This is a genomic window from Mycolicibacterium aromaticivorans JS19b1 = JCM 16368, assembly GCF_000559085.1.
GTDB lineage: Bacteria > Actinomycetota > Actinomycetes > Mycobacteriales > Mycobacteriaceae > Mycobacterium > Mycobacterium aromaticivorans.
Genome location: NZ_JALN02000001.1, coordinates 1,049,527 through 1,068,749 on the forward strand (window position 1 = coordinate 1,049,527; position 19,223 = coordinate 1,068,749).

Below are 19,223 nucleotides of genomic sequence, written 5' to 3' on the forward strand. Positions count from 1 at the left end.
GGACCGGTGTGGCCCGTCAAGACGGTTGGCCGCCTGCGTCAACGCCACGACGGCGCCGTTCCGAGTTCGTCATCCGAGGTCAGGTGCGACCGAGCCAGCGGTACTCGGCAGCGAAGTTTCAGATGCAGTCAGTCGACAACGTCGATAGAACAACGTCCAAATCCCTCTGAGCAACAGAAAGAATGCCATCATGCCTGGTGGAGCTAAGGGGATTCGAACCCCTGACCCCCACACTGCCAGGAGCGGGCAGAGTCCGTGACCAGGCACGATAGGTCGCAAGTTGTCGTGTAGGGGACGTCGTTGAGGCAGCAACTGTCGTCAGCGTTGTCGTCAAAACTGTCGTCACTCGCCTCGTAAAAGCGGTGCCACTAACGGGCCGCTCCCCATGCGGCCGTCCTGTCGCTGCGATCGGTTGTGTCAAGGGTGGCGAAGCCACGACGAAGTCGCGCCGAAGGCGCTCTTTACTCGGCCGATCAGCGGGCCAGACACTTCGGAAATGGAGGGTGGCAGCCGACCAGCTGCGCGTCGCGACCGCCGCCGGGGTCTCGTGACAACAGGCGTCTCGGCGTCGGTGGGCAAAGGTCGGCTTACGGGGCGATTGCCGCTTCAGACCGCTGCTTATGGGCCCAGAAAAACGCTGGGTGAGCTCTTAGGCTCGATTGATGGCTTCCTCACCGCTTCCTTCCGGTGCTCGTAGCGGCCGTCCAGCCCGGTGGCGACGTTGGATGCTCGAGGGGCTGTACAGTTTCGACCGCCGCGCAATCGCAGACTGGACAAGCCTGATGTCCAGCAACCTCCAGCGCCCTCAAGGCGCGGCGCCGACCGCGACCACCCGCTACATCGTGGACCTCATTCATTACACGACCGATCTCCGATATGCAGCACGGGTGCTGGCGGCACACGGTCATCCAGCCGGCCGCGCCTCGCTGGCCGATGCCGCGCTTGACTTCAATTCAGCATTAGATGGGCTTTGCGCCGCCCGCGACAAACTGCTGAAAGTTGTTTCCGCTGAACAGGTTACCGACACCGACGGCTAGGCGAGGTCGCATCTAAGCGGCCCGTGTTACGTAGGACCACGCGACCCCCGGGAAGCGGCGGTGGCACGTTTTCGCAGTTCAGCAGCAGTTGTAATGGTTTCAGGGCAGCTCGTGACATTGACGGACGCGCACGCCGTTCGGCATCGCGCAAGCCGTTTGGCCCCAAAGTGGTCCCAGCAGAGAACGGTGCCGCGAACAACCACGCTCGTGGTCAGGCGGGGCCCCTCTCAGGGGCCCAGGAGTGCCTTTATCTGAGACAGATTAGAAACTCTGTTGCATAGTTGATCGCGTAGTGCTGAGTCGTGTGCATACTGATCACGTGGCGACAAAGTCATTGCGCTGGGGCGCGTCCGCTGCGGCGGATGGGAGATCAGGGCGCGACCGATTGCTCGACGCCGCTGAGCGCTGCCTTGAGGTGCAGGGTCTCGCAGGCACCACTATGGAGGACATCGCCAGAAATGCCGGTGTGTCACGGGCGACGGTTTACCGGTACTTCGCGAGTCGCGAGGCCGTGATCTCTGGGGTCATCATTCGCGCCACCGAAGAATACCTACGCCGGATGGAACCGCGGTTGTCCGGCCATAGTGACTTAGGTTCTGCGATCGTTGATTTCATCGATCACACTGTGATTGCGGCCCGCCGAAGGCCCATCATCGGCGTCCTATTCGGCAGCGATCGTGAACTCGCGGGTGTGGGCCTTGCCGAGGGAACATCGACCATGCTTTTCGAACTCGTCACCGAGTTTCTTCGGCCTCTCTTCGCGACGCACTGGAACCAGTTGGCGCCCGGGGTCTCCGTTGATGACGCCGCGGAATGGATACTTCGCACCGTGCTGAGTCTGCTCACCGTTCGTGGCCCAAGGGATCGAAGCAGAGACGGACTGCGCACCTATCTGCAACGTCTTCTTCTACCCGCAATCGTCTCTGGCCAAGACGCAACGTGATGTAACAAGTCAGGCGTAGTGTCTCAAACACCAGCCCCCACACCGAGGAGAGGTGAACATGTCCGCGAACTTCGCCGCATTCGACGCGCAGGTCGCCAACCAGTTAAAAGGGGCGGCGTTGACGGCCGGCGGCCTGGCTGGCTACTTAGGATTTCGTCATACCGATTTCTTAGCGGGACGCCTCGTCGTCGAGATGGACGCCCGGGACGACTTAAAGACGCCCTTCGGCTCGTTGCACGGTGGCTGTCTGTCGGCGCTCGTTGACCACTGTCTCGGCGTCGTGTTCTATCCCGTCATTCCTGCCGGATCCTGGGTTGCGACCACCGAATTCAAGCTGAACCTACTCCGACCGGTGTCCAGCGGCACGTGCGTCGCGGTAGCCGAGATCATCTCGCTCGGGAAGAGCAGCGGTGTCGCGAGAATCGATATTACCAACGACGGGCGGGCTGTGTGCGCTGCCCAGGGCACTGTGACTGTTGTGGGCCAGAAGGCGGCCTCGTGATGTCCCCCGGGCTCGGCAGGCGGCGCAGGGTAAGACCTGTCCTCCAGCGAGTGCCCACCACCGACGGAGTCTCCTTGGCGGTCGACCTGTATCCGTGCGCGAAGCCGCGGGCAGCCGTATTGCTGCTACACGGAGGAGGCCAAAGCCGTCATGCGTGGGATGCGACAGCGCAGCGCTTACACGCACGCGGCTACCTCGCGGCGGCCTACGATGCGCGCGGACACGGGGATAGTGACTGGGACCCGGATGGCCGCTATGACCTTGATCGACTCGGCGGCGACCTGCTCGCGGTGCGTTCGCACGCGGCAGGTGGGCACCCTGTTGTGGCCATTGGAGCTTCCCTCGGCGGTCTGACGATCCTGGGCACTCACCTACTCGCATCACCTGACCTGTGGGACGCCGTGGTGCTGGTGGACATCACTCCACGCATGGAGATGCAGGGCGCACGGCGCGTCGTCGCATTCATGGCGGCGCACCCCGACGGTTTCGCCGATCTTGAGTCTGCCGCCGAGGTTATCGCCGCGTACAACCCACACAGATCGAAGCCAAGCAGCCTCGACGGACTACGGAAGGTCTTGCAGCAGCGCGCCGACGACCGTTGGGTATGGCGGTGGGATCCGGCCTTTGTGGCGTCGAATTTTGGCTTCCTGCAAGGTAATCCAGATGAGGGCGCAGCGGAGTTCGACCGGATGAGCATGGTGTTGATCGACGGCGCACGGCAGGTATCTGCTCCTACGCTTCTTGTGCGGGGGCTGTTGTCGGACGTGGTGTCGGAGGAGACAGTGAACGACTTCGTCGACCTCGTGCCGCACGCGCGCACGGTGGACGTGACCGACGCTGGTCACATGATCGCTGGAGACGACAACGACGCGTTCTCCGAAGCCGTCATCGATTTCCTCGACGAGGTTGTCTAAATCGAGCTAGAGGGAGAGCTTGTCCCGGGCACGTTCAAGCTCGGCCGGGTCGTGGCATGCAGTCACCAGGACACGCGACGCCCAGGGGCGCGTGCTGATGTAAGCGACGGTCGGCCAGGTCACGAGAATGCCGAACGCCAATAGCGCGGTCGCTGCGGGATCCGACAAGGAACGCACCCCTTGACGAATGGTCCCCAACGACTCGTTTGCTCGAAGTTGCCCGCCGTGCCCGTCGCAGCAAAATGCACAGCACCACCGCCGCACCCACGAGCTGCAAAATAGGACCTTCTGGTATCGCTCCGATACTAGCAGTACCATAAATACAACACATCGGAGTGTTGAACAGGAGACCGACATGCATACGCAGTGGATCGAACAGCGCACCGTCCAGCGAGTTTCGTTGCGAGAAGGCCTGGTTCTGAGTCTCGACGACTACAACGAACTCGTCATCGCGCGGCCCATGAGGCTGACCTTGCCGGCGATCGGGTCGCATCCGTCCGAAGAAGTGCTTATCGATCCCGCCCGGGTGTCGGCTCAGGAGCGTCCACTACTCGATTTGGCCGGCGCAGTGTGCACACGGGCCTGGTGCGATGACGAGGGGGCGCTGCATTTGGGCTTCTCCCGCGGGCATTGCATCGATGTCGATCCCGACAGCCACGAGACGGCGTGGGAGCTGTACGGCAAACGGCATGGCTACATGGCTTGCCTCCCGCATGGACGTGTGCGCGTCGTTCGCCATGACCTGGTCGATGACGAAACTGACGGTGCTGCAAATTGATTCGATGATTCGGAGCCGGGTTGCCGAGATAGCCGCCGTTTGCCCGGGGGTCGCGCGGGCAAATAGGAAACCGTTAGTATCGGTGCTATACCGATAGTTCCACTCTTGAGGGGGCGTGACGGTGGCTGATGATGTCCACGGTGTCGGGACCGTTTCTCGACGCGTCCGTCTTGCCGACCCCGCAGCGTCGCCGGAATACAGTGCGCGGCTGGCCAGGCTTGCCGCCTTCACGGTTCACCACAAGGCGCTCGTGATCGGTGGGTGGCTCGCCATTGCAGTGGTGCTAGCGCTGTTGTTCCCACAGCTCGAAACCGTTGTGCGGCGACAGTCGGTCGACCTCATTCCCCGGGACGTGCCGTCATTTCAGACTGTTGACCGCATGAGCGCTGCGTTCGGCGAGCAAGGGTCGAAGACGATGCTGTTCGTCGCCATGGAAAGCCCCGCTGGGCTGACGCAGCAGGCGCGGGATCGATACTCGAGGCTCGTCGAGCGCCTTCGAGCCGATCACGCCCACGTGCTGCTGGTGCAGGACTTGCTGGCCGATCCCGTGATGAAGGCACAAGCCGTCAGCGCAGACGGCAAAGCGTGGTTCCTACCGGTGGGGGTGGCCGGGACTCTGGGTGATCCCACTGCAGCGGAATCGGTGCAGGCAGTCCGCGCCACCGCCCAACGCGCCTTCGACGGGTCGGACATCACCGTCCGCGTGACCGGTCCCCCGGCAACCTTCAGTGACCAAATCGCTTCTGCCGAACACGATTTGCTGTTCATCTCGATCGCAACGGCCGGGTTGATCGCGTTGATCCTGCTGATGGTCTACCGGTCGTTGTTTACCGCGTTATTGCCCTTGCTAGTCATCGGGCTGAGTCTGGCCGTCGGCCGTGGTGTCTTGTCCGCATTCGGGCAGCTGGGCATGCCGGTTTCGCAGTTCACCGTGGCATTCATGACCGCGATCCTTCTCGGCGCAGGAACCGATTACACAGTCTTTTTGATCAGCCGGTACCACGAACAGCGGCGCGCCGGTACCCCTGCCGATCTCGCTGTCATTCACGCGACGGCCAGCATCGGACGAGTGATCTTCGCGTCGGCAGCTACTGTCGCCCTGGCTTTTCTGGCCATGGTCTTCGCCACGCTGAGCGTGTTCGCCGGATTGGGACCAGCGTGCGCGGTTGCCGTACTTGTGGGCTTCCTGGCTACGGTGACACTGTTGCCGCCAGTGTTGGCGTTGGCGGCCCGACGCGGTATCGGTGAACCCAAGCCCGACCGCACCCGCCGGTACTGGAACAGCGTCGCTGTGGCGGTCGTGCGTCACCCTCGGCCGTTGCTCGTTGCTAGCTTGATGATCCTCCTGGCTCTTTCCGGTGCAGCTGCCACGATGAAGATCAGCTACGACGACCGAAAAGGACAACCTCCCACCACGGCTAGCAATGAGGGCTACCAGCTCCTCGACCGACACTTTCGCAAAGACGTCGTCATCACCGAGTTCCTAGTGGTCGAAAACCCCGTCGACATGCGCACCGGGAAAGGGCTGGCCGACCTCGACGAAATGGCATCGCGCATCTCCCAGATCCCCGGCGTGGTCAAGATATCCGGAGTCACCCGTCCGGCAGGCACCCGCCTTGACCAAGCGCAATTATCGTGGCAGAACAGGCAAATCGGCGACAAGATGGCCGGTGCCGTCGCCGATGGCAATTCCCGCCGCGATGACCTCGCCAAGCTCACCGATGGAGCCAACCAACTGGCCAACGGACTCGCGCAGCTCGACACATCTGTACGGACCGCACTGAAACCATTAGGCCCAGTGCTCACCCAAGCACAGTCCGCCGGCCAGGACTTCCAACGGTTTGCCCCACTTCTGCACCAACTCTCAGCGACCAGCCCCAGTATCGACAACGCAATACAAGCCGGCCCAGGCATCCGCCCGCTGGCCGAACGCACACAAGGCGCCATCGACACCCTGAACCCGCTCGTCGACCTGCTCAATGGGTCACCCTGGTGCGTCACAACTCCCCAATGCGCTCAAATCCGCGACCAGGTCCAGATCCTGGTTGCTCTGAGAAACAACGGATTCTTCTCCCAGGTCGCCGCGCTGGGTGACCGCTACGACCCCGCCACCAACGCCACCGTAACCGGCACCATCGCCGACGTTCAGACTGCCGTCAATGCCATAAACAAGGCATTCGGCGCGCTGGGAAAGCCCGCCGATCTCGCGGCCAACATCACCCGGCTACAAGACGGCATCAGCCAGCTCGCCTCCGGTTCCCGCGCGCTGGCCGATGGGGTAAAGACGCTGGCGGACAGCAATATTGAGATGCTATCCGGTATGAGCCAAATCGCCACCCAGCTTCAGAACTCGTCTCGCGCGTCCGCGGGTTCGGATGCCGCGTCCGGCTTCTACCTGCCCGCAGACGCCTTTGCGAACCGCCAATTCGCCGACGTCGCAAAGCAGTTCCTGTCACCCGATGGGAAAACGGCGCGATTCGCAGTGGAGACCAGCAACGATCCCTACAGCGTCGAAGCGATGGACCTTGCCCGCCAGATGACCCAAGTCGCCGATGGAGCCAGGCCGAACACCTCGCTGGCGAACGCCACGATCTCTGTCGCCGGCTTCCCCGCGGTCAATTCTGATATCCAGCGTCTGCTCTCGTCCGACTTCATCCAACTTGCCATCGCCACCCTGGTCATCGTTGGACTCATCCTGGTGGTGCTACTGCGCGCGCTCGTGGCACCGCTGTATCTCCTTGGCACCGTGGTGCTGAACTACCTCGCCTCACTCGGCATCGGAGTCATCGTTTTCCAATGGATACTCGGTCATGAAATCGCCTGGCCTGTACCGCTATTAGCCTTCATCATTCTGGTGGCAGTCGGTGCCGACTACAACATGTTACTGGTATCGCGACTGCGGGAGGAGAGCGGCAGCAATCTGCGTATCGGCGTTCTACGGACGGTCGCCACCACAGGCTCGGTCATCACCTCCGCCGGCCTGATCTTCGCCGCGAGCATGTTCGGCTTGATGATCGGCTCGGTCGCGATCATGATCGAGACCGGCCTCATCATTGGCTGCGGACTGCTGTTGGATACTTTCCTGGTCCGGACGCTGACCGTACCCGCCATCGCTACTTTGCTGCGCGAACGGAGCTGGTGGCCACAACGTCTCGCCACTAGACCAAGGACTGCGGCACCGTCGCGATACCGCCCGACAGTCGACGTCGGCGCGTGAGCATGCAGCTTGCCCTCACATCACGTTTGAGCCGTTGACCGCCCACGGCGCTTGGACTCACTGGGTGGGCGCCCATTCCACCGAATATGGGCTCGAGTGAATGCGGCCGTCTCCGAATAGCCAAGTCGGCGTGCAGTTTCCTCGACAGTGAGTCCCGAACTCAACAGCTCGGCGGCCAGCGCTGCGCGAACCTCGTCTGCGAGTGCGCGGTAGCTGGTTCCCTCTCCCGCCAAGTGACGGTGCAACGTGCGATCGGTGATGCAGAGTTCCCTCGCGATGGTCGCCATGGATGGGATCTGGGTCGAATCTTGGATCATCCGCATCCGCACCCAGGCTGATATGCCACGACGGGTTCGTCGACGGTTCAATAACTCCTCGCACTGGCGGATACAGATCGCCGCAGTCTGGGGATCTGGCGCGGGCATCGGTTGGCTCACCAGATCAGCGGGGACAATCAGGGCGTTGCGCACCGCGTTCTCCACAGTGACCGTCACGTTGTCGATCTCCACCAGACTTGCCGGCAGCTGCAGATCCGCCACCTCCAGTCGCATCGCGATCGGCGCGTCAACGCCACGCATGAGCGGCGGCAAGATCTGCAGGAACATTGCAAAATCGCGTTCGAGCAGAAACCTCCGCACATCGGGAGGAACCTGGGCGTTATCAAGACCGATGACCGCTTCGGTGTTGTTGAGTTCTGGTGCGGCCAGACTCAGGTAGACGGTACTGAGTGCGGCGTACCGGCAGGCGACGTCTATCGCGTCCCCAACGGTTGGACTCGAAATCAGTGCATAACCCAGAATGCCCATGTCGGCGAAGGTGTAGCGCGCACCGGTTTCCGTACCCAGTCCCGGTTGATCGCCGAGTCGGCCGATCAGGTTGCGAATCATCGTCAGTTCCTGACTCGCATGCATCTCGCTGGTCGGGTCCCTCAACCCCTGCGACGTGAGTCCTGTTCCAGACAAACAGATTTCAGGATTGAGGCCGTGGTGTACCGCGGTCTCCAAGATGTGTCGACCCGGCGCCGAGGAGCGCGCCACGTCCCACACCGGGGCCATCGGACTAGGCATGTGTCTGAAAATATCAAATGTCTGTCTGATTCTGTCATTATCGAGCCATTGCGACCGGCCTAACGTCATGTTATGTCGACGGATCTTCTACGGCCCCCACCACGCGCGGTGCTTTCTGCAACTCGCAGCTCCGTCACTGATCTGTGGCGTCCGGTTGCGACAGGGGCTTACCGCGATCTACGGCGCCCACGCACTGCATCGGCGCCGAAGTCGGTGCCACGAACCACATTCGATCCGACGCTCGCCGAGAACATCGCCGACCCCTATCCCGAGCTGCTGCGCATTCGTGAGCATCCGGTGGTCGTCAACGAGCGGCTCGGCGTCTGGATGATGGGGCGCTACGAGGACGTGCACAAGGCCGTTCGCAACAATGAGGTGTTCTCGTCGAGGGACGGCATCATGCTGCGGTCGTTTGTCACCAGTGCTGTACTCACCACAGACCCACCCGATCACACCCGCCTGCGGCATCTGACCGCGCCCATGTTCAGCAAGCGTTCGGTACAGACTCTGGCCACAGATATTCGCGCGTTGTCCGATGAGGCGATCAGGCCACTGCGAGACGGCGACGTCATTGACATGGTCGCGGCGCTGACGATCCCCATGCCCATCAACGTCATTGCCACAATCTTGGGTATTCCCCATCCTCAGTGGCCGGCCTTTCGCACCGTATCCAACAAGTTCGCGAGACTATTCGGACCGCGGTCGGTGCACGAGGTCATGCGATACGTCGGTTCGCTACTTCAGTCCTACGTGCAGATGCGCAGCTTCATAGACGTCGAGATGGGCCGGCGGTCCAGCACGTCGGCAGACGATCTCTTGGGTTGGTTGCAGGCAGCCAAAGAATCCGGCGAGCTCAGCGATCAGGAAGCTTTCTTCTACGCGCTCATCCTTCTGGTCGCCGGCAACGAGACCACTACAAACCTGTTGGGCATGCTGCTCGTCAGGCTCGCCGAGGACCGCGAGTTCTTCCTGACGTTGAAAGCCGACCGCAGCCTGCTTCGCCCGGCGGTCGAGGAGACCGCGCGTTGGGGCTCGCCGGTGCAGTGGGTCACCAGAACCGCTACCGCGCCCTATCGGATCGGCGACACGGTAATCCCTAAGGGCGCAAAGGCGTTGCTCTTCTATGCCTCGGCGAACCGAGACCCGGCGAAGTTCAGCGACCCCGATCGGTTCGACCCTCATCGCGACACGACCGGGCACCTGGCATTCGGCCATGGACTTCACTTTTGTCTGGGCGCTCATCTCGCACGACTCGAAGTGATCACAGCGGTGGACCATCTGCTGGACGAACTCGACGGCCTGGAGCTTGCTGGACCCGTGCGCTGGGGTACCAATCCTTCACTGCGAGGACCTGTTTCGATTCCCTTACGCGTCCGGCGAGGAAGCGCTTCCTGAGCGACTGCATGCCGCCCCAATGTCGCTGTCTCCCAGTTCCATCGGAATATGACGATTCTATGTATCGAGGCCGCTGAGCGCCGCTTCGACGTAGTCGTGGACCGGTGGGTCCGCAGGCCTGCTCGTCCTAGGGATTGATGGTGTTTTCACCGACCTGGCGTCCCCACACATATTCGGTAAGCAATGGCTGCCCGAGTTCGAGGTGGTTGTAGGGAGCCAGTGATGCGCCGGTGTCGGCTACCAGGTAAGGGGCGGGCCAGAAATCCTTGGTGACTGTCTGCCAACATCCAGGGGCGCCGCCCGGGCCGCCTCGCGCATTGGAACGGGGCAGGTTATCCGGATAGACGTACGGATTCGGCGCACCGGTGAGCCCGATACGGAAGTCGATCGAGTAGCCGTTGCCGCCTGCGGATTCAACAGTCTGCGGCAGGATCGCAGCATAATTTCTTATGCTGCACAGGAATTCGGGACTGTAGGTGTTCAAGGTGCCGGTGGTCGTCACCAGGTCAGCCAGACCTCGCACCAGGTAGGGACTTCCCCGCCCCACGATGTCAGCGCCAGCGTTGCCGAAGCCCGCGGCAGCCAGCAGCGCCGCATCGAGATCGGCTCGCTGCTCATTGACGGTGCCTGCCGTGGTCGCTGCATTGTTGAGGAATTTCCAGAAATCGGGTGAGGATTGGGCATAGACGTCGGCGAGGTCGGTAAGGCGTTTGATGTCTTCGCGGATCTGCGGCATTTCAGGGTTGATGTCGTCGAGGACAGCATTGCCCGCGATGATTGATCGGCCGAAGTCGAGGCCGTGCCCGTCCAGTGCCTCGGCGGTGGCCGCAAGAGTCAGGTTGAGTTTGACGGGATCGACTTTCTGCGCGATCGACATCAAGGTTTCGAACAGGGTGTTGAATTCGGTCGTCACGTGCGAGACGTCGATCACCTGCGAGCTCGACACGCGCGCAGATGCCGGTCTCGACGGGCTACGGAAGGCTACATACTTGTTGCCGAATACCGTGCTGGCCTTGATCTCGGCGGTCACGTTGGCCGGGATCAGCTCGATGTACTTTGGAGCGACGTCCAGGGACAGTTTCGCCTTGGTGGTGTCATCTTGCTGGATCGCGCGCACCGCGGCGACCCGGCCGATTTCGACGCCGTTGTAGGTCACTTTTGCCCCGGGCTCCATGACCAGCCCAGCGCGATCCGACACCAGGGTCAAGTGCATGGCCGGAGTGAACTCACCGTGAAATTGCAGGTAGACCGTCGATACCACTACTACGACCAGGGCCAGCGCCACGGTCCCGGCCGTTCGTAACGGTGGATGGTGCCGCCAGTGATTCAGCGTGCGACCAACAGCGGCGCGATTCGACGAACGACTCACGCGGACAGGGGTTTTCATATGACGGGCTCACTGGATCGTGGTCGACTGAACCTCATAAGTGTACCTATAGTAGCACAACGCTACATAGCGTTTTGAAACTGTTAGTAGCGTTTTCTCAGCGCGGCTGGCGGATGGCGATGACGCAGGGTCACCAGGAAGTTTCAGCCAGGCCCAGTGCGAGCCGCCCGGTCCCAGCGACGACAAGCCGCAGGCGAACCGCCGGCGCACCTACCAATTCGCCGTCACGCCTCGGTTCGGGTGCGTGAGTGTGCGGCCAGAAAGTCGTCGACGATGCGGACGCACTGGTCACGGCTGATGGTGCAGAGTCCGGTCATGCGTGCGAAGACCAGCGGACCGACGAGCTGGCACTCAGCCAATTCGAGGTCGAATTCGTCAAGTTCTTCGCGAGCCTGGTCGCTCGACAGGATTTCGTCGAACGGTTTGCGGTATTGCTCGACGACCCTAGAACGCAGGCTGCCAGCCGGGCTGTCCTCATCTGCGGTGCCGTCAGCAGCAGGATCGGTGGGCCCAAGGGCGACCCAAGCCAGCGTGGTGACCTGGATCGGGGCATCGGCAAAGAGTGCGGCCTGCCGGCTGAGGATTTCAATCAGCCTCTGCCGCAGCGACCCCTCGTCGGGTGTCGGTGTAGTGACGTGCGGCAGCAGGCGCTCGAATGTGGCCGCCAGCAACTGTGATGAGCTTGCGAAATGCCGATAGAGGGTGGTGCGAGCCACCTTGGAGGCTTTGGTCACCGCGTCGATCGTGACGGCTTCGATTCCCCCGGTGGTGAGGAGTGCCGCCGCCGCGTCGAGCAGTCGGTTACGCGACCTGATCCGGCGGGGGTCGATGTCATCATCGTCGTCTGCGTATGCCGCCGGTTGAGTGCTCACTGCGTTGTCCCTTCGGAAAATGGGACCTGCGGGCGGCGTTTCCAGCAGGCGTCAAGGTATGGTACCAAGAGTAGCGTAGCGAAACTGTTCGTAGGTTTGTCCGCGGTTACGGAGAACACCCTGGTCGGTAGGCATGGCCGTCGTGTCTACGCGGGAGGGTCTTGGTGCGTCCAGAAGCTGCCAAACGAAGGCTCGTTGCAGTTGCGGTGCGGGCCCGACGATATCGCGAATCAGTGCGAAACAAGGGGATGACGATGGGTGACACAGCACATCCGGGGCCATATCTACTGCCTCCGCATACCTCGACGTGTACCGGGTGCGGGCCCGCGAATTCGCATGGATTGCAGCTGGTTGTCTATCGCGACGGTGACGAGGTCTACAGCGATGTGACGTTCGATGAGCGCCATATCGGCGCCCCAGGACTGGCGCACGGCGGCGCAGTAGCGACAGCCTGTGACGACGTACTGGGCTTCACGTTGTGGGTGGCCGGCACGCCCGCGGTGACACGCAGTCTGACAGTGGAGTATCTGCGACCTGTCCCGTTGCACGAACCGCACAGGATTACTGCCCAGATCACCGGCCGCCAAGGACGTGCTCTTCACGTCAGCGGAACGGGAGTCAGTCACGATGGCATCACCCGGTTCACCGCCAGCGCAGTCTTCGTGACGGTGGGTGTCGATCATTTCGCTGCGCACGGCGACGTGAGCGGATTCGAGGACCTGTTTGATCGGCTAGCCGGCGCGCTTCACCAACCAATTGGTGATCACAGCGTCTGAGCGTGGCGTTGGCAGCATGGCTTCGAAGTTGAGGCAGCATCGCCCCGATAGGGCGGCCGACCTTGGCGGTGTCGACACGTACCGCCGTAACAGTGCAGTAGATGCCGCGATGATGCTGGCAGTTAGCGGCGGTTACGAGGCTGTGCACGTTCGCGCGGTGGCCGCGCAGGTCGGAATCGGCGTCAGCACGCTGTACCGGTACTTCCCCTCCAAGATCCACCTCTTGGTGTCGGCGTTGACCCGCGAGTTCCAAGAGTTTGGAAACAGCCGCGATTGGACCGTCACCGCGTCGACACCGCGCGAACGCCTTCGCTTGCTCGTCGACTGCCTGCACACCGAATGGCAACCAAGACCCGCGCTTGACCGAGGCGGTGACGCGCGCCTTCGTCCTCGCCGACCACACCGCCGCCGCAGCCACCGATGAAGCGATCGACGTCATTGAAGGTCTGCTGGCAAGGACTTTGAGCGGCGGCGAGCCCACGGTCAGAGACCAGCGACTAGCGGGGCTGATCGCTGATGTGTGGCTTGCCAATTTGGCGGCGTTCAGCAGTGGGCGAATATCGGGTGAAGTCGCTCGGGATCGAATCGATAGGGCCATCGACCGCTTTGTGGACGCCACTCATGGCGATCCCGAAGTGGGCTGAGAACCTGTTCTTGATAACAGTAGAGAAAGTTCTCACAGCCTCGATCCGATAGGCATTTTTCGGTCCGTGGTGGCGGACGGGAGCGCCAGCGGACGGGAGCCGCCGCGGCGTGGATCTTTCGCCCAAATCGCGTCGGTGCTGTGTCGGGCACATTCGTAGACTTGCATCGTGGTGACGGACGCGGCACGTGCACGGGCGATCGCCGAGGAGCGACTGGCCGATCTGCCGCATCGGTGGGCCCATGTCTGCGGAGTCGCGGCGACGGCGGAGCGATTGGTCGTCGGCTTGGGCGCCATGGATGCCGACGCGGTGGTGGCTGCCGCGTGGCTTCACGATGTTGGCTATGCGCCGTCAGTTCGATCGACTGGTTTCCACCCCGTCGACGGCGCAGTGTTCGTCCGCGACGAGGGCTTTCCCGCAGTGGTGGTCTCGCTGGTGGCCTATCACACGGGCGCGGTGTTCGAGGCGCGGGAGCGCGGCCTCTTAGACGCGCTGGCCGAGTTCACGGCACCTCCGTCGTTGTTACTAGACGTGCTGACGTGCGCGGACTTGACCACTGGCCCGCAGGGCTCGCCTGTGCGAGCTGAAGATCGAGTCACGGAGATCCTGTCGCGTTACCCCGATGGGGATCCTGTGCATCGTGCGATCGAGCGGGCGGCGCCGAGCCTGTTGGCGGCGGCAGCACGAGTTAGTGCCTCCGCCGGCTAGAGACGACCTTGCCGGGCTACCCGAGGTATGGGCTGTCGCGGCGTTGAAGGTAGTGCTGAATGCGCAGCCGCATCGAGGGGTGGACGTCCAAAGATGCAAGTTCGCCTGGTGACGTCCAGGCGATGTCGGTGCTTTCCGAGTCGACTCGCAACTGTCCACCGAGCAGCCGGGTGGTGAAGCACAGCGAGAACTGTTGACGGACTTCACCGTCGGCGTAGGCCATAACGTGGCGAGGATTGGTGTAGACGCCGATGAGTCCGCTGATCTCGACGTCGAGACCGGTTTCCTCTTTCACTTCACGAACCGCCGCGTCGACGATGGATTCGCCCAATTCCATTGCGCCACCCGGCAATGCCCAAAGGTTATTGTCGCGGCGGCGAATTAGCACGATGCGATCATGTGAATCGGTGACGACGGCGGTAGTGGAGGGCACCACACTGTTTGCGGCTGGCGCGTGGGGATCGTTGTAGTAGTCGGTCCGGGCCATACGGTTCTCCAATCGGCAGGTCAGGCGTGCGTGGGTAATGGTTGGGCGGTGTTCCACACCCGTTCGAAAGAGAGTTGGTGATCGCGCCACAGCTCGGGCGCGTCGTCACGTCGAATAAAGAGGACGGGATTGTCGCTGGCGGGAGCACCGTATAGGTGCGGGTTGGCAATCAGGGTGTTGTCCGCGCGGAACATCGACGTGTACAGCGGTGTGGCGTGTGTGCGCACCTCCAAGCCTGGGGCGTCGGCGAGTGAAGCCAATCGTGCGAGTGTGATCTGGCAGCGAGCTGCTAGAACTGAGCCAATCGTCTCCTCTTCCCCGCGTTGGCTTACCGCAGCGCAATCGGGATCACCCACGATGAAGCGAATGGCGACTCCGCGTTCGGCCGCGACTGCGAGCGTTGAGCAGAACCTGGGAATGCCGTCGAAGAGGAAGGTGCCCCCGTAGACCAGGATGTCGATCTGCTCGGCGGCGCCGCCGAACAGTTGGGTCCACACGGCGACAGGGACGTCCGCGCGGCTTCGGTACACACTGACCGCGACCGTGCCGGTACCAGGTGGGCGCAGGGTGGGAAAGATGTCTGGCCACAGCGTCTGCGGATCACAGCCCAGTGCGTCGGCGGTGGCGCGCGCGTTGACCGCCTGGGGCAGTGATTCACCCCTGACCCAGCGGCCCACCGTCTTGACGTCGACACCGGCGGCTGTTGCGAGTCTGGCTTCGCTGAAACCCTTTTCACTCATTCGCGTCGTCAGTGCGTGGTTAGGAACAGGTAGCTTCTCGATCTGCTCATGCTAGGAGCGCGGTGCCAGCGTTAGCGACGCCCAAAGCACAAAAGTTGGCGCGCGATTGTCGTCCGAGTGTCCGCGTTGTCCAGGCGTCTGTCCGCTTTGTCTAACTGATGCCCTGGGAATGTCCGAGTTGTCCGCCTGAACTGGTGGTCGCGGCCGAGCGGTCGCGAGAAAACAGCAGGAAGGACAGTTGGAATGAAACTACGTATTAACACCGGCGGTGTGTCATTTGTGTGCACGCGGGCACCCGAACAGCGGATCGCGTTTGACACCGGCCAGCCGAAGCTGGATCGCGAGACGGGTCTGCCGCTGTGGCAGGTCCAGGTGATGGCGCTGGACTCCACGGGCGGCGACGTCATCACCGTGACGGTTGCCGGCGACCCGAATGTGACGGTCGGGCAGCCGATCCACATCGAGGGCTTGGTTGCCCTGCCGTGGAGCCAGGACAGTCGCAGCGGAGTCGCGTTCCGCGCTGAAGCGATCCGCGCTTCAGGTGCACCACTGGCGGGAGTCGTTGCCGCACCTCGGAATGCGTCACCGAGCGGCGTACCCGGCGGCACGAGCAAGCCGGCCGCCTGACCCTTTCGTCGAGTGGGCGCAGCACCGCAACACCAAGAGACGGTGGTGCTGCGCCCGCTCGGCCGAAGCCTCTCCTTACCCCGATCCCGCAAGCCTGCCGGAAGGTCTGCCATGCCTGGCCACCCACGAGCTCACCGCTCCAACCGCTCTCTTCCGAACCACTCGGACTCCGATGACATTGCCCTCCGTGCAGCCACGGCGCTTGGCAAAGCGACTGCTGCGCTGGTATGGGCGTCGGTGTTGTTTCCAATGATCAGCATTCCGGCCATCACAAGCGTCTGGATGGCCGTCACTTGCGGTCCCTTGGTCGGCCTCTTGGCGGCGATCTGGTCGGCTCTCGCATTGTTCAGCTGGTTTCTGTTATCCCCCCAAACGTTCCGTCAGTGGGTGACGGTACGTCTGCGGGTCCAGTGGCGCACATGGGGTATCTATCGAGGCCGATGGGCCACGGTCTGCACGCTGTGTGGCCTGACCGCCGGTCTCGACGGTCACGTCATGGTGCCGATTCTGCGTTCGGTGACGATCGGTGTCACGAGCGACGTTCTCGAGGTACGCATCCTCACGGGCCAGTCGTTGGCCGACTGGCAATCCCGAGGTGACGCGTTAGCCGAAGCGCTGAGCGCCCAGCGGGTGACCATTCGCTCGACCCGACCGGGCTCGATCCGCATCACCGCCCATCACGGCGATCCGCTGACGACACCCATCCAACTTCCTCGTCCGGCCAGGGGCACCACACCGGACCTGTCCCGCCTGTGGGTGGGGCTCACCGAGGCCGGTGAGCGTTGGCGCCTACCGCTACTGGGACAGCACATCTTGGTCGCAGGCGCGACCGGCTCGGGCAAGGGCTCGGTGCTTTGGTCAATCATTGCCGCCGTCGGCCCCGCCGTGCGGGCGGGCTGCGCACGCCTCGTCGTCGTAGATCCCAAGGGAGGGATGGAGTTCGGGCGCGGACAAGTGTTGTTCACCTCGCTCGCCCATGACAACGGTGAACAGACACTCGCTGCGCTGCGGGCGGTTGTCGCGGTGATGCAGAAACGTGCGCAACGGCTGCGGGGGAAGACTCGGCTTCACACTCCGAGTGTCTCCGCACCACTGATTGTATTGATTATCGACGAAATCGCCTCGCTGACTGCCTATCTCGGGGACCGCAGAACACGCGCCGAGGTTGAGCAGCTGCTGGGGCTGCTGCTGTCCCAGGGCCGCGCAGTCGGTATCTCGGTGGTCGCCGCGGTACAGGACCCGTCTAAAGATGTTTTGCCCATCCGGCAGCTCTTCTCCATCCGGGTCGGGCTGCGCATGAGTGAAGCCACCCAGACCGCGATGGTGCTCGGAGCCGCCGCCCGAGAAGCCGGCGCCTTGTGTGATGGAATCTCCACCGGTACTCCCGGTGTCGGTTACGTCTGCACTGACGGCAACGCTGAACCGTTGCGAGTTCGGGCCTTCCACGTCACCGATTCCGCCATTGATGATCTCGTCGCTCGCTTTGCCCCCACAAGAGCGCATCCTCGGACCGCCGAGACTGAAGGTCGCCAGTCGTGACCACTGCTGCGCTGGGCATTGCGGTTTCGACACTGCCAGGCCTTCCGGCCGGTACCGACACCATCGGCGTGGTGGCGCAGATGGTGCGTCGCGCCGCCTCCCGCGACTTCGAGACCTGGTGGAATAAAGCGGAGAATGCTGGGTTCTGTGCGAATCCGATCCGTCTGACAGGAACCGACAGCTTCGGTCGCGAGCTTCGGGTGTGGACCCGATGCAACAACCGACGCGCTGTCGCCTGCCCGTCCTGCTCTGATCTCTATGCCCGCGATACCTGGCAACTCGTACACGCCGGCGTGCACGGTGGCCATCACGATCTGCCGCCCACAGTCGCCGAACACCCTCAGGTGTTCGTCACGCTGACCGCGCCCAGTTTCGGGGCCGTGCACACCACACGCGATGACGGCCAGCGAGGCCAGGCTCGGCGGTGCCACGACCGGGGCCGGAATGCCCACCAACGTTGCCAGCACGGGAGACCCCTGTGGTGCAGCTCCATCCACCACGAGGGCGATGCTCATGTCGGTCAGCCGCTCTGCGAGGACTGTTACGACTACATGGGGCATGTCCTGTTCGCCTGGCATGCCCCTGAACTGTGGCGGCGCTTCACCATCGCCCTGCGCCGGCTGTTGCGTAGACGCTTACGCGCGCTCGGCGAATCCCCCACCGCTGCCCGAATCAATTTCGTGAAGGTGACCGAGATGCAACGTCGGGCGATCCCGCACTTCCACGCCGTAATCCGCCTCGACGAGCCGCCACAGCCGGGCCAAGCCCCAACACCACCCAAGTCCTCAATCACAGCCACCGACCTGGCCCTCCTAATCCATCAGGCCGCAAGCGGCGTCGCACTCACTGTCGCCGCCCCAGCACACGGCGCTGAAATCAGTAGCCGTGTAATACAGTTCGGCACTCAGACGGATGCGCGGCCATTGCGGTCGGACAGTAGTGACTGCGGCGGGGCAACACCTCGCCAGTCGCGTCGGTCGGTCCCGGCCTACCTGGCCAAGTACGTGACCAAATCCGTCGCCGACTTCGGCGTTGGGGTCCGACGGATGTCACCGCTCGCCGTTCCCGATTTAGACGTCCCCACACATATCCGGGCGATTCTGACCACAATTCTCGATCTAGCCGATCATGGCGCCTACTCGGAGATAGACCGCTGGCTGCACACTCTCGGCTTTCGTGGGCATATCACCACCAAATCCCGGCTGTTCTCCACCACGATGAGTGCGCTGCGCGAGCATCGAGCTGAGTGGACTCGGGAGCAACGCCACCGCTCAGACCTCGCGACCGACGAACATGATCGGGCGCTTCACGGTGCCGAAGAAGAAGTGGAATGGACATTCGATCGAGCCGGGCTGGGCAATCTCGGTGAACGCACTTTGGTCGTGTCTGCGGCGCACCGAATGATCGAACATCGCCACATCGTCCGTGCGAATCGCTGGACGCACGATCAATCCTCGCCACCAGACTGGTCGACATGACTACGCCCGTATTCGATCGCGAGAAGACCGGTCCCGGGACCCTGCGAATAGCTGAAATTGCCTCGCCCGCAGCACAACCCGTATGTGTTACTTCACCCCCACAAGCCGTACG

Annotated in this window: 19 protein-coding genes; 14 read left to right on the forward strand and 5 right to left on the reverse strand. The window is 62.6% G+C overall.

Features of this window, described 5'->3' with window-relative positions; genetic code table 11:
* The first annotated feature begins 725 nt into the window (after positions 1 to 725).
* From Y900_RS05040 to Y900_RS05065, 6 genes are all read left to right on the forward strand, one after another.
* The gene (locus Y900_RS05040; RefSeq protein ID WP_225509169.1) at positions 726 to 1,037 is read left to right on the forward strand and encodes a hypothetical protein; all 312 of its coding nucleotides are present in this window, start codon (positions 726 to 728) and stop codon (positions 1,035 to 1,037) included.
* Between the two features lie 319 nt (positions 1,038 to 1,356).
* Positions 1,357 to 1,980, forward strand: a complete 624-nt coding sequence (locus Y900_RS05045; protein ID WP_225509170.1) for a TetR/AcrR family transcriptional regulator — start codon at positions 1,357 to 1,359, stop codon at positions 1,978 to 1,980.
* A 58-nt stretch (positions 1,981 to 2,038) separates the two neighbouring features.
* Positions 2,039 to 2,482 carry a PaaI family thioesterase gene (locus Y900_RS05050; RefSeq protein ID WP_036345885.1) on the forward strand — a complete coding sequence of 148 codons (444 nt, stop codon included), beginning with the start codon at positions 2,039 to 2,041 and terminating at the stop codon, positions 2,480 to 2,482.
* Entirely contained in the window at positions 2,482 to 3,396 is a 915-nt protein-coding gene (locus tag Y900_RS05055) for an alpha/beta fold hydrolase (RefSeq protein WP_047329672.1), read from the forward strand. Before Y900_RS05050 ends, Y900_RS05055 begins: the two co-directional genes overlap by 1 nt.
* Before the next feature lie 355 nt (positions 3,397 to 3,751).
* A complete protein-coding gene (locus Y900_RS05060; protein WP_036339711.1) occupies positions 3,752 to 4,174 on the forward strand; it encodes a DUF6188 family protein in 423 nt (140 codons plus the stop codon).
* Positions 4,175 to 4,295: 121 nt separating this feature from the next.
* On the forward strand, positions 4,296 to 7,391 hold the full coding sequence (locus Y900_RS05065; protein ID WP_237752669.1) for an MMPL/RND family transporter: 3,096 nt from the start codon (positions 4,296 to 4,298) through the stop codon (positions 7,389 to 7,391).
* 20 nt (positions 7,392 to 7,411) lie between these two features.
* On the opposite strand, the gene Y900_RS05070 is transcribed toward Y900_RS05065, so the two are convergent.
* Positions 7,412 to 8,437 carry an AraC family transcriptional regulator gene (locus Y900_RS05070; protein ID WP_158423529.1) on the reverse strand — a complete coding sequence of 342 codons (1,026 nt, stop codon included), beginning with the start codon at positions 8,435 to 8,437 and terminating at the stop codon, positions 7,412 to 7,414.
* A gap of 318 nt (positions 8,438 to 8,755) precedes the next feature.
* Between Y900_RS05070 and Y900_RS05075 the strand changes: the two genes are divergently transcribed.
* On the forward strand, positions 8,756 to 9,853 hold the full coding sequence (locus Y900_RS05075; protein ID WP_232248313.1) for a cytochrome P450: 1,098 nt from the start codon (positions 8,756 to 8,758) through the stop codon (positions 9,851 to 9,853).
* Between the two features lie 127 nt (positions 9,854 to 9,980).
* Here the strand turns inward: Y900_RS05075 and Y900_RS05080 are convergent, their stop codons facing one another.
* Entirely contained in the window at positions 9,981 to 11,138 is a 1,158-nt protein-coding gene (locus tag Y900_RS05080) for an MCE family protein (protein ID WP_230986017.1), read from the reverse strand.
* Between the two features lie 326 nt (positions 11,139 to 11,464).
* Entirely contained in the window at positions 11,465 to 12,112 is a 648-nt protein-coding gene (locus Y900_RS05085) for a TetR/AcrR family transcriptional regulator (RefSeq protein ID WP_036339721.1), read from the reverse strand.
* Positions 12,113 to 12,366: 254 nt separating this feature from the next.
* Between Y900_RS05085 and Y900_RS05090 the strand changes: the two genes are divergently transcribed.
* From Y900_RS05090 to Y900_RS05100, 4 genes are all read left to right on the forward strand, one after another.
* Complete coding sequence (locus Y900_RS05090; protein WP_047333248.1) at positions 12,367 to 12,888, forward strand: PaaI family thioesterase; 522 nt, start codon at positions 12,367 to 12,369, stop codon at positions 12,886 to 12,888.
* A gap of 112 nt (positions 12,889 to 13,000) precedes the next feature.
* A complete protein-coding gene (locus Y900_RS32955; protein WP_225509265.1) occupies positions 13,001 to 13,312 on the forward strand; it encodes a TetR/AcrR family transcriptional regulator in 312 nt (103 codons plus the stop codon).
* Positions 13,248 to 13,532: a hypothetical protein gene (locus Y900_RS32960; RefSeq protein WP_225509175.1), complete on the forward strand. Its 285-nt coding sequence runs from the start codon at positions 13,248 to 13,250 to the stop codon at positions 13,530 to 13,532. Before Y900_RS32955 ends, Y900_RS32960 begins: the two co-directional genes overlap by 65 nt.
* Positions 13,533 to 13,697: 165 nt before the next feature.
* Positions 13,698 to 14,240, forward strand: a complete 543-nt coding sequence (locus Y900_RS05100; RefSeq protein ID WP_036339723.1) for an HD domain-containing protein — start codon at positions 13,698 to 13,700, stop codon at positions 14,238 to 14,240.
* 16 nt (positions 14,241 to 14,256) lie between these two features.
* On the opposite strand, the gene Y900_RS05105 is transcribed toward Y900_RS05100, so the two are convergent.
* Both Y900_RS05105 and Y900_RS05110 read right to left on the reverse strand, forming a co-directional pair.
* Positions 14,257 to 14,727, reverse strand: coding sequence for an NUDIX hydrolase (locus Y900_RS05105; protein ID WP_036339726.1), 471 nt, complete (start codon positions 14,725 to 14,727; stop codon positions 14,257 to 14,259).
* A gap of 20 nt (positions 14,728 to 14,747) precedes the next feature.
* Entirely contained in the window at positions 14,748 to 15,467 is a 720-nt protein-coding gene (locus Y900_RS05110; protein WP_047329669.1) for a helix-turn-helix domain-containing protein, read from the reverse strand.
* Between the two features lie 243 nt (positions 15,468 to 15,710).
* Here Y900_RS05110 and Y900_RS05115 point away from each other — a divergent pair, with 243 nt between their 5' ends.
* From Y900_RS05115 to Y900_RS32090, 3 genes are read left to right on the forward strand one after another with little or no spacing between them, the layout of a single operon-like run.
* On the forward strand, positions 15,711 to 16,094 hold the full coding sequence (locus Y900_RS05115; protein WP_036339731.1) for a hypothetical protein: 384 nt from the start codon (positions 15,711 to 15,713) through the stop codon (positions 16,092 to 16,094).
* Positions 16,095 to 16,106: 12 nt separating this feature from the next.
* The gene (locus Y900_RS05120) at positions 16,107 to 17,633 is read left to right on the forward strand and encodes an FtsK/SpoIIIE domain-containing protein (RefSeq protein ID WP_225933664.1); all 1,527 of its coding nucleotides are present in this window, start codon (positions 16,107 to 16,109) and stop codon (positions 17,631 to 17,633) included.
* Between the two features lie 11 nt (positions 17,634 to 17,644).
* Complete coding sequence (locus Y900_RS32090; protein WP_036345898.1) at positions 17,645 to 19,111, forward strand: replication initiator; 1,467 nt, start codon at positions 17,645 to 17,647, stop codon at positions 19,109 to 19,111.
* The last annotated feature ends 112 nt before the right edge of the window (positions 19,112 to 19,223 follow it).

Bases quoted from the DNA above. Each gene is read 5' to 3' on its own strand.
- Y900_RS05040 (WP_225509169.1), top strand. From the start codon at position 726: ATGCTCGAGGGGCTGTACAGTTTCGACCGCCGCGCAATCGCAGACTGG.
- Y900_RS05050 (WP_036345885.1), top strand. From the start codon at position 2,039: ATGTCCGCGAACTTCGCCGCATTCGACGCGCAGGTCGCCAACCAGTTA.
- Y900_RS05055 (WP_047329672.1), top strand. From the start codon at position 2,482: ATGTCCCCCGGGCTCGGCAGGCGGCGCAGGGTAAGACCTGTCCTCCAG.
- Y900_RS05060 (WP_036339711.1), top strand. From the start codon at position 3,752: ATGCATACGCAGTGGATCGAACAGCGCACCGTCCAGCGAGTTTCGTTG.
- Y900_RS05090 (WP_047333248.1), top strand. From the start codon at position 12,367: ATGGGTGACACAGCACATCCGGGGCCATATCTACTGCCTCCGCATACC.
- Y900_RS32955 (WP_225509265.1), top strand. From the start codon at position 13,001: ATGCTGGCAGTTAGCGGCGGTTACGAGGCTGTGCACGTTCGCGCGGTG.
- Y900_RS05105 (WP_036339726.1), bottom strand. From the start codon at position 14,727: ATGGCCCGGACCGACTACTACAACGATCCCCACGCGCCAGCCGCAAAC.
- Y900_RS05110 (WP_047329669.1), bottom strand. From the start codon at position 15,467: ATGAGTGAAAAGGGTTTCAGCGAAGCCAGACTCGCAACAGCCGCCGGT.
- Y900_RS05115 (WP_036339731.1), top strand. From the start codon at position 15,711: ATGAAACTACGTATTAACACCGGCGGTGTGTCATTTGTGTGCACGCGG.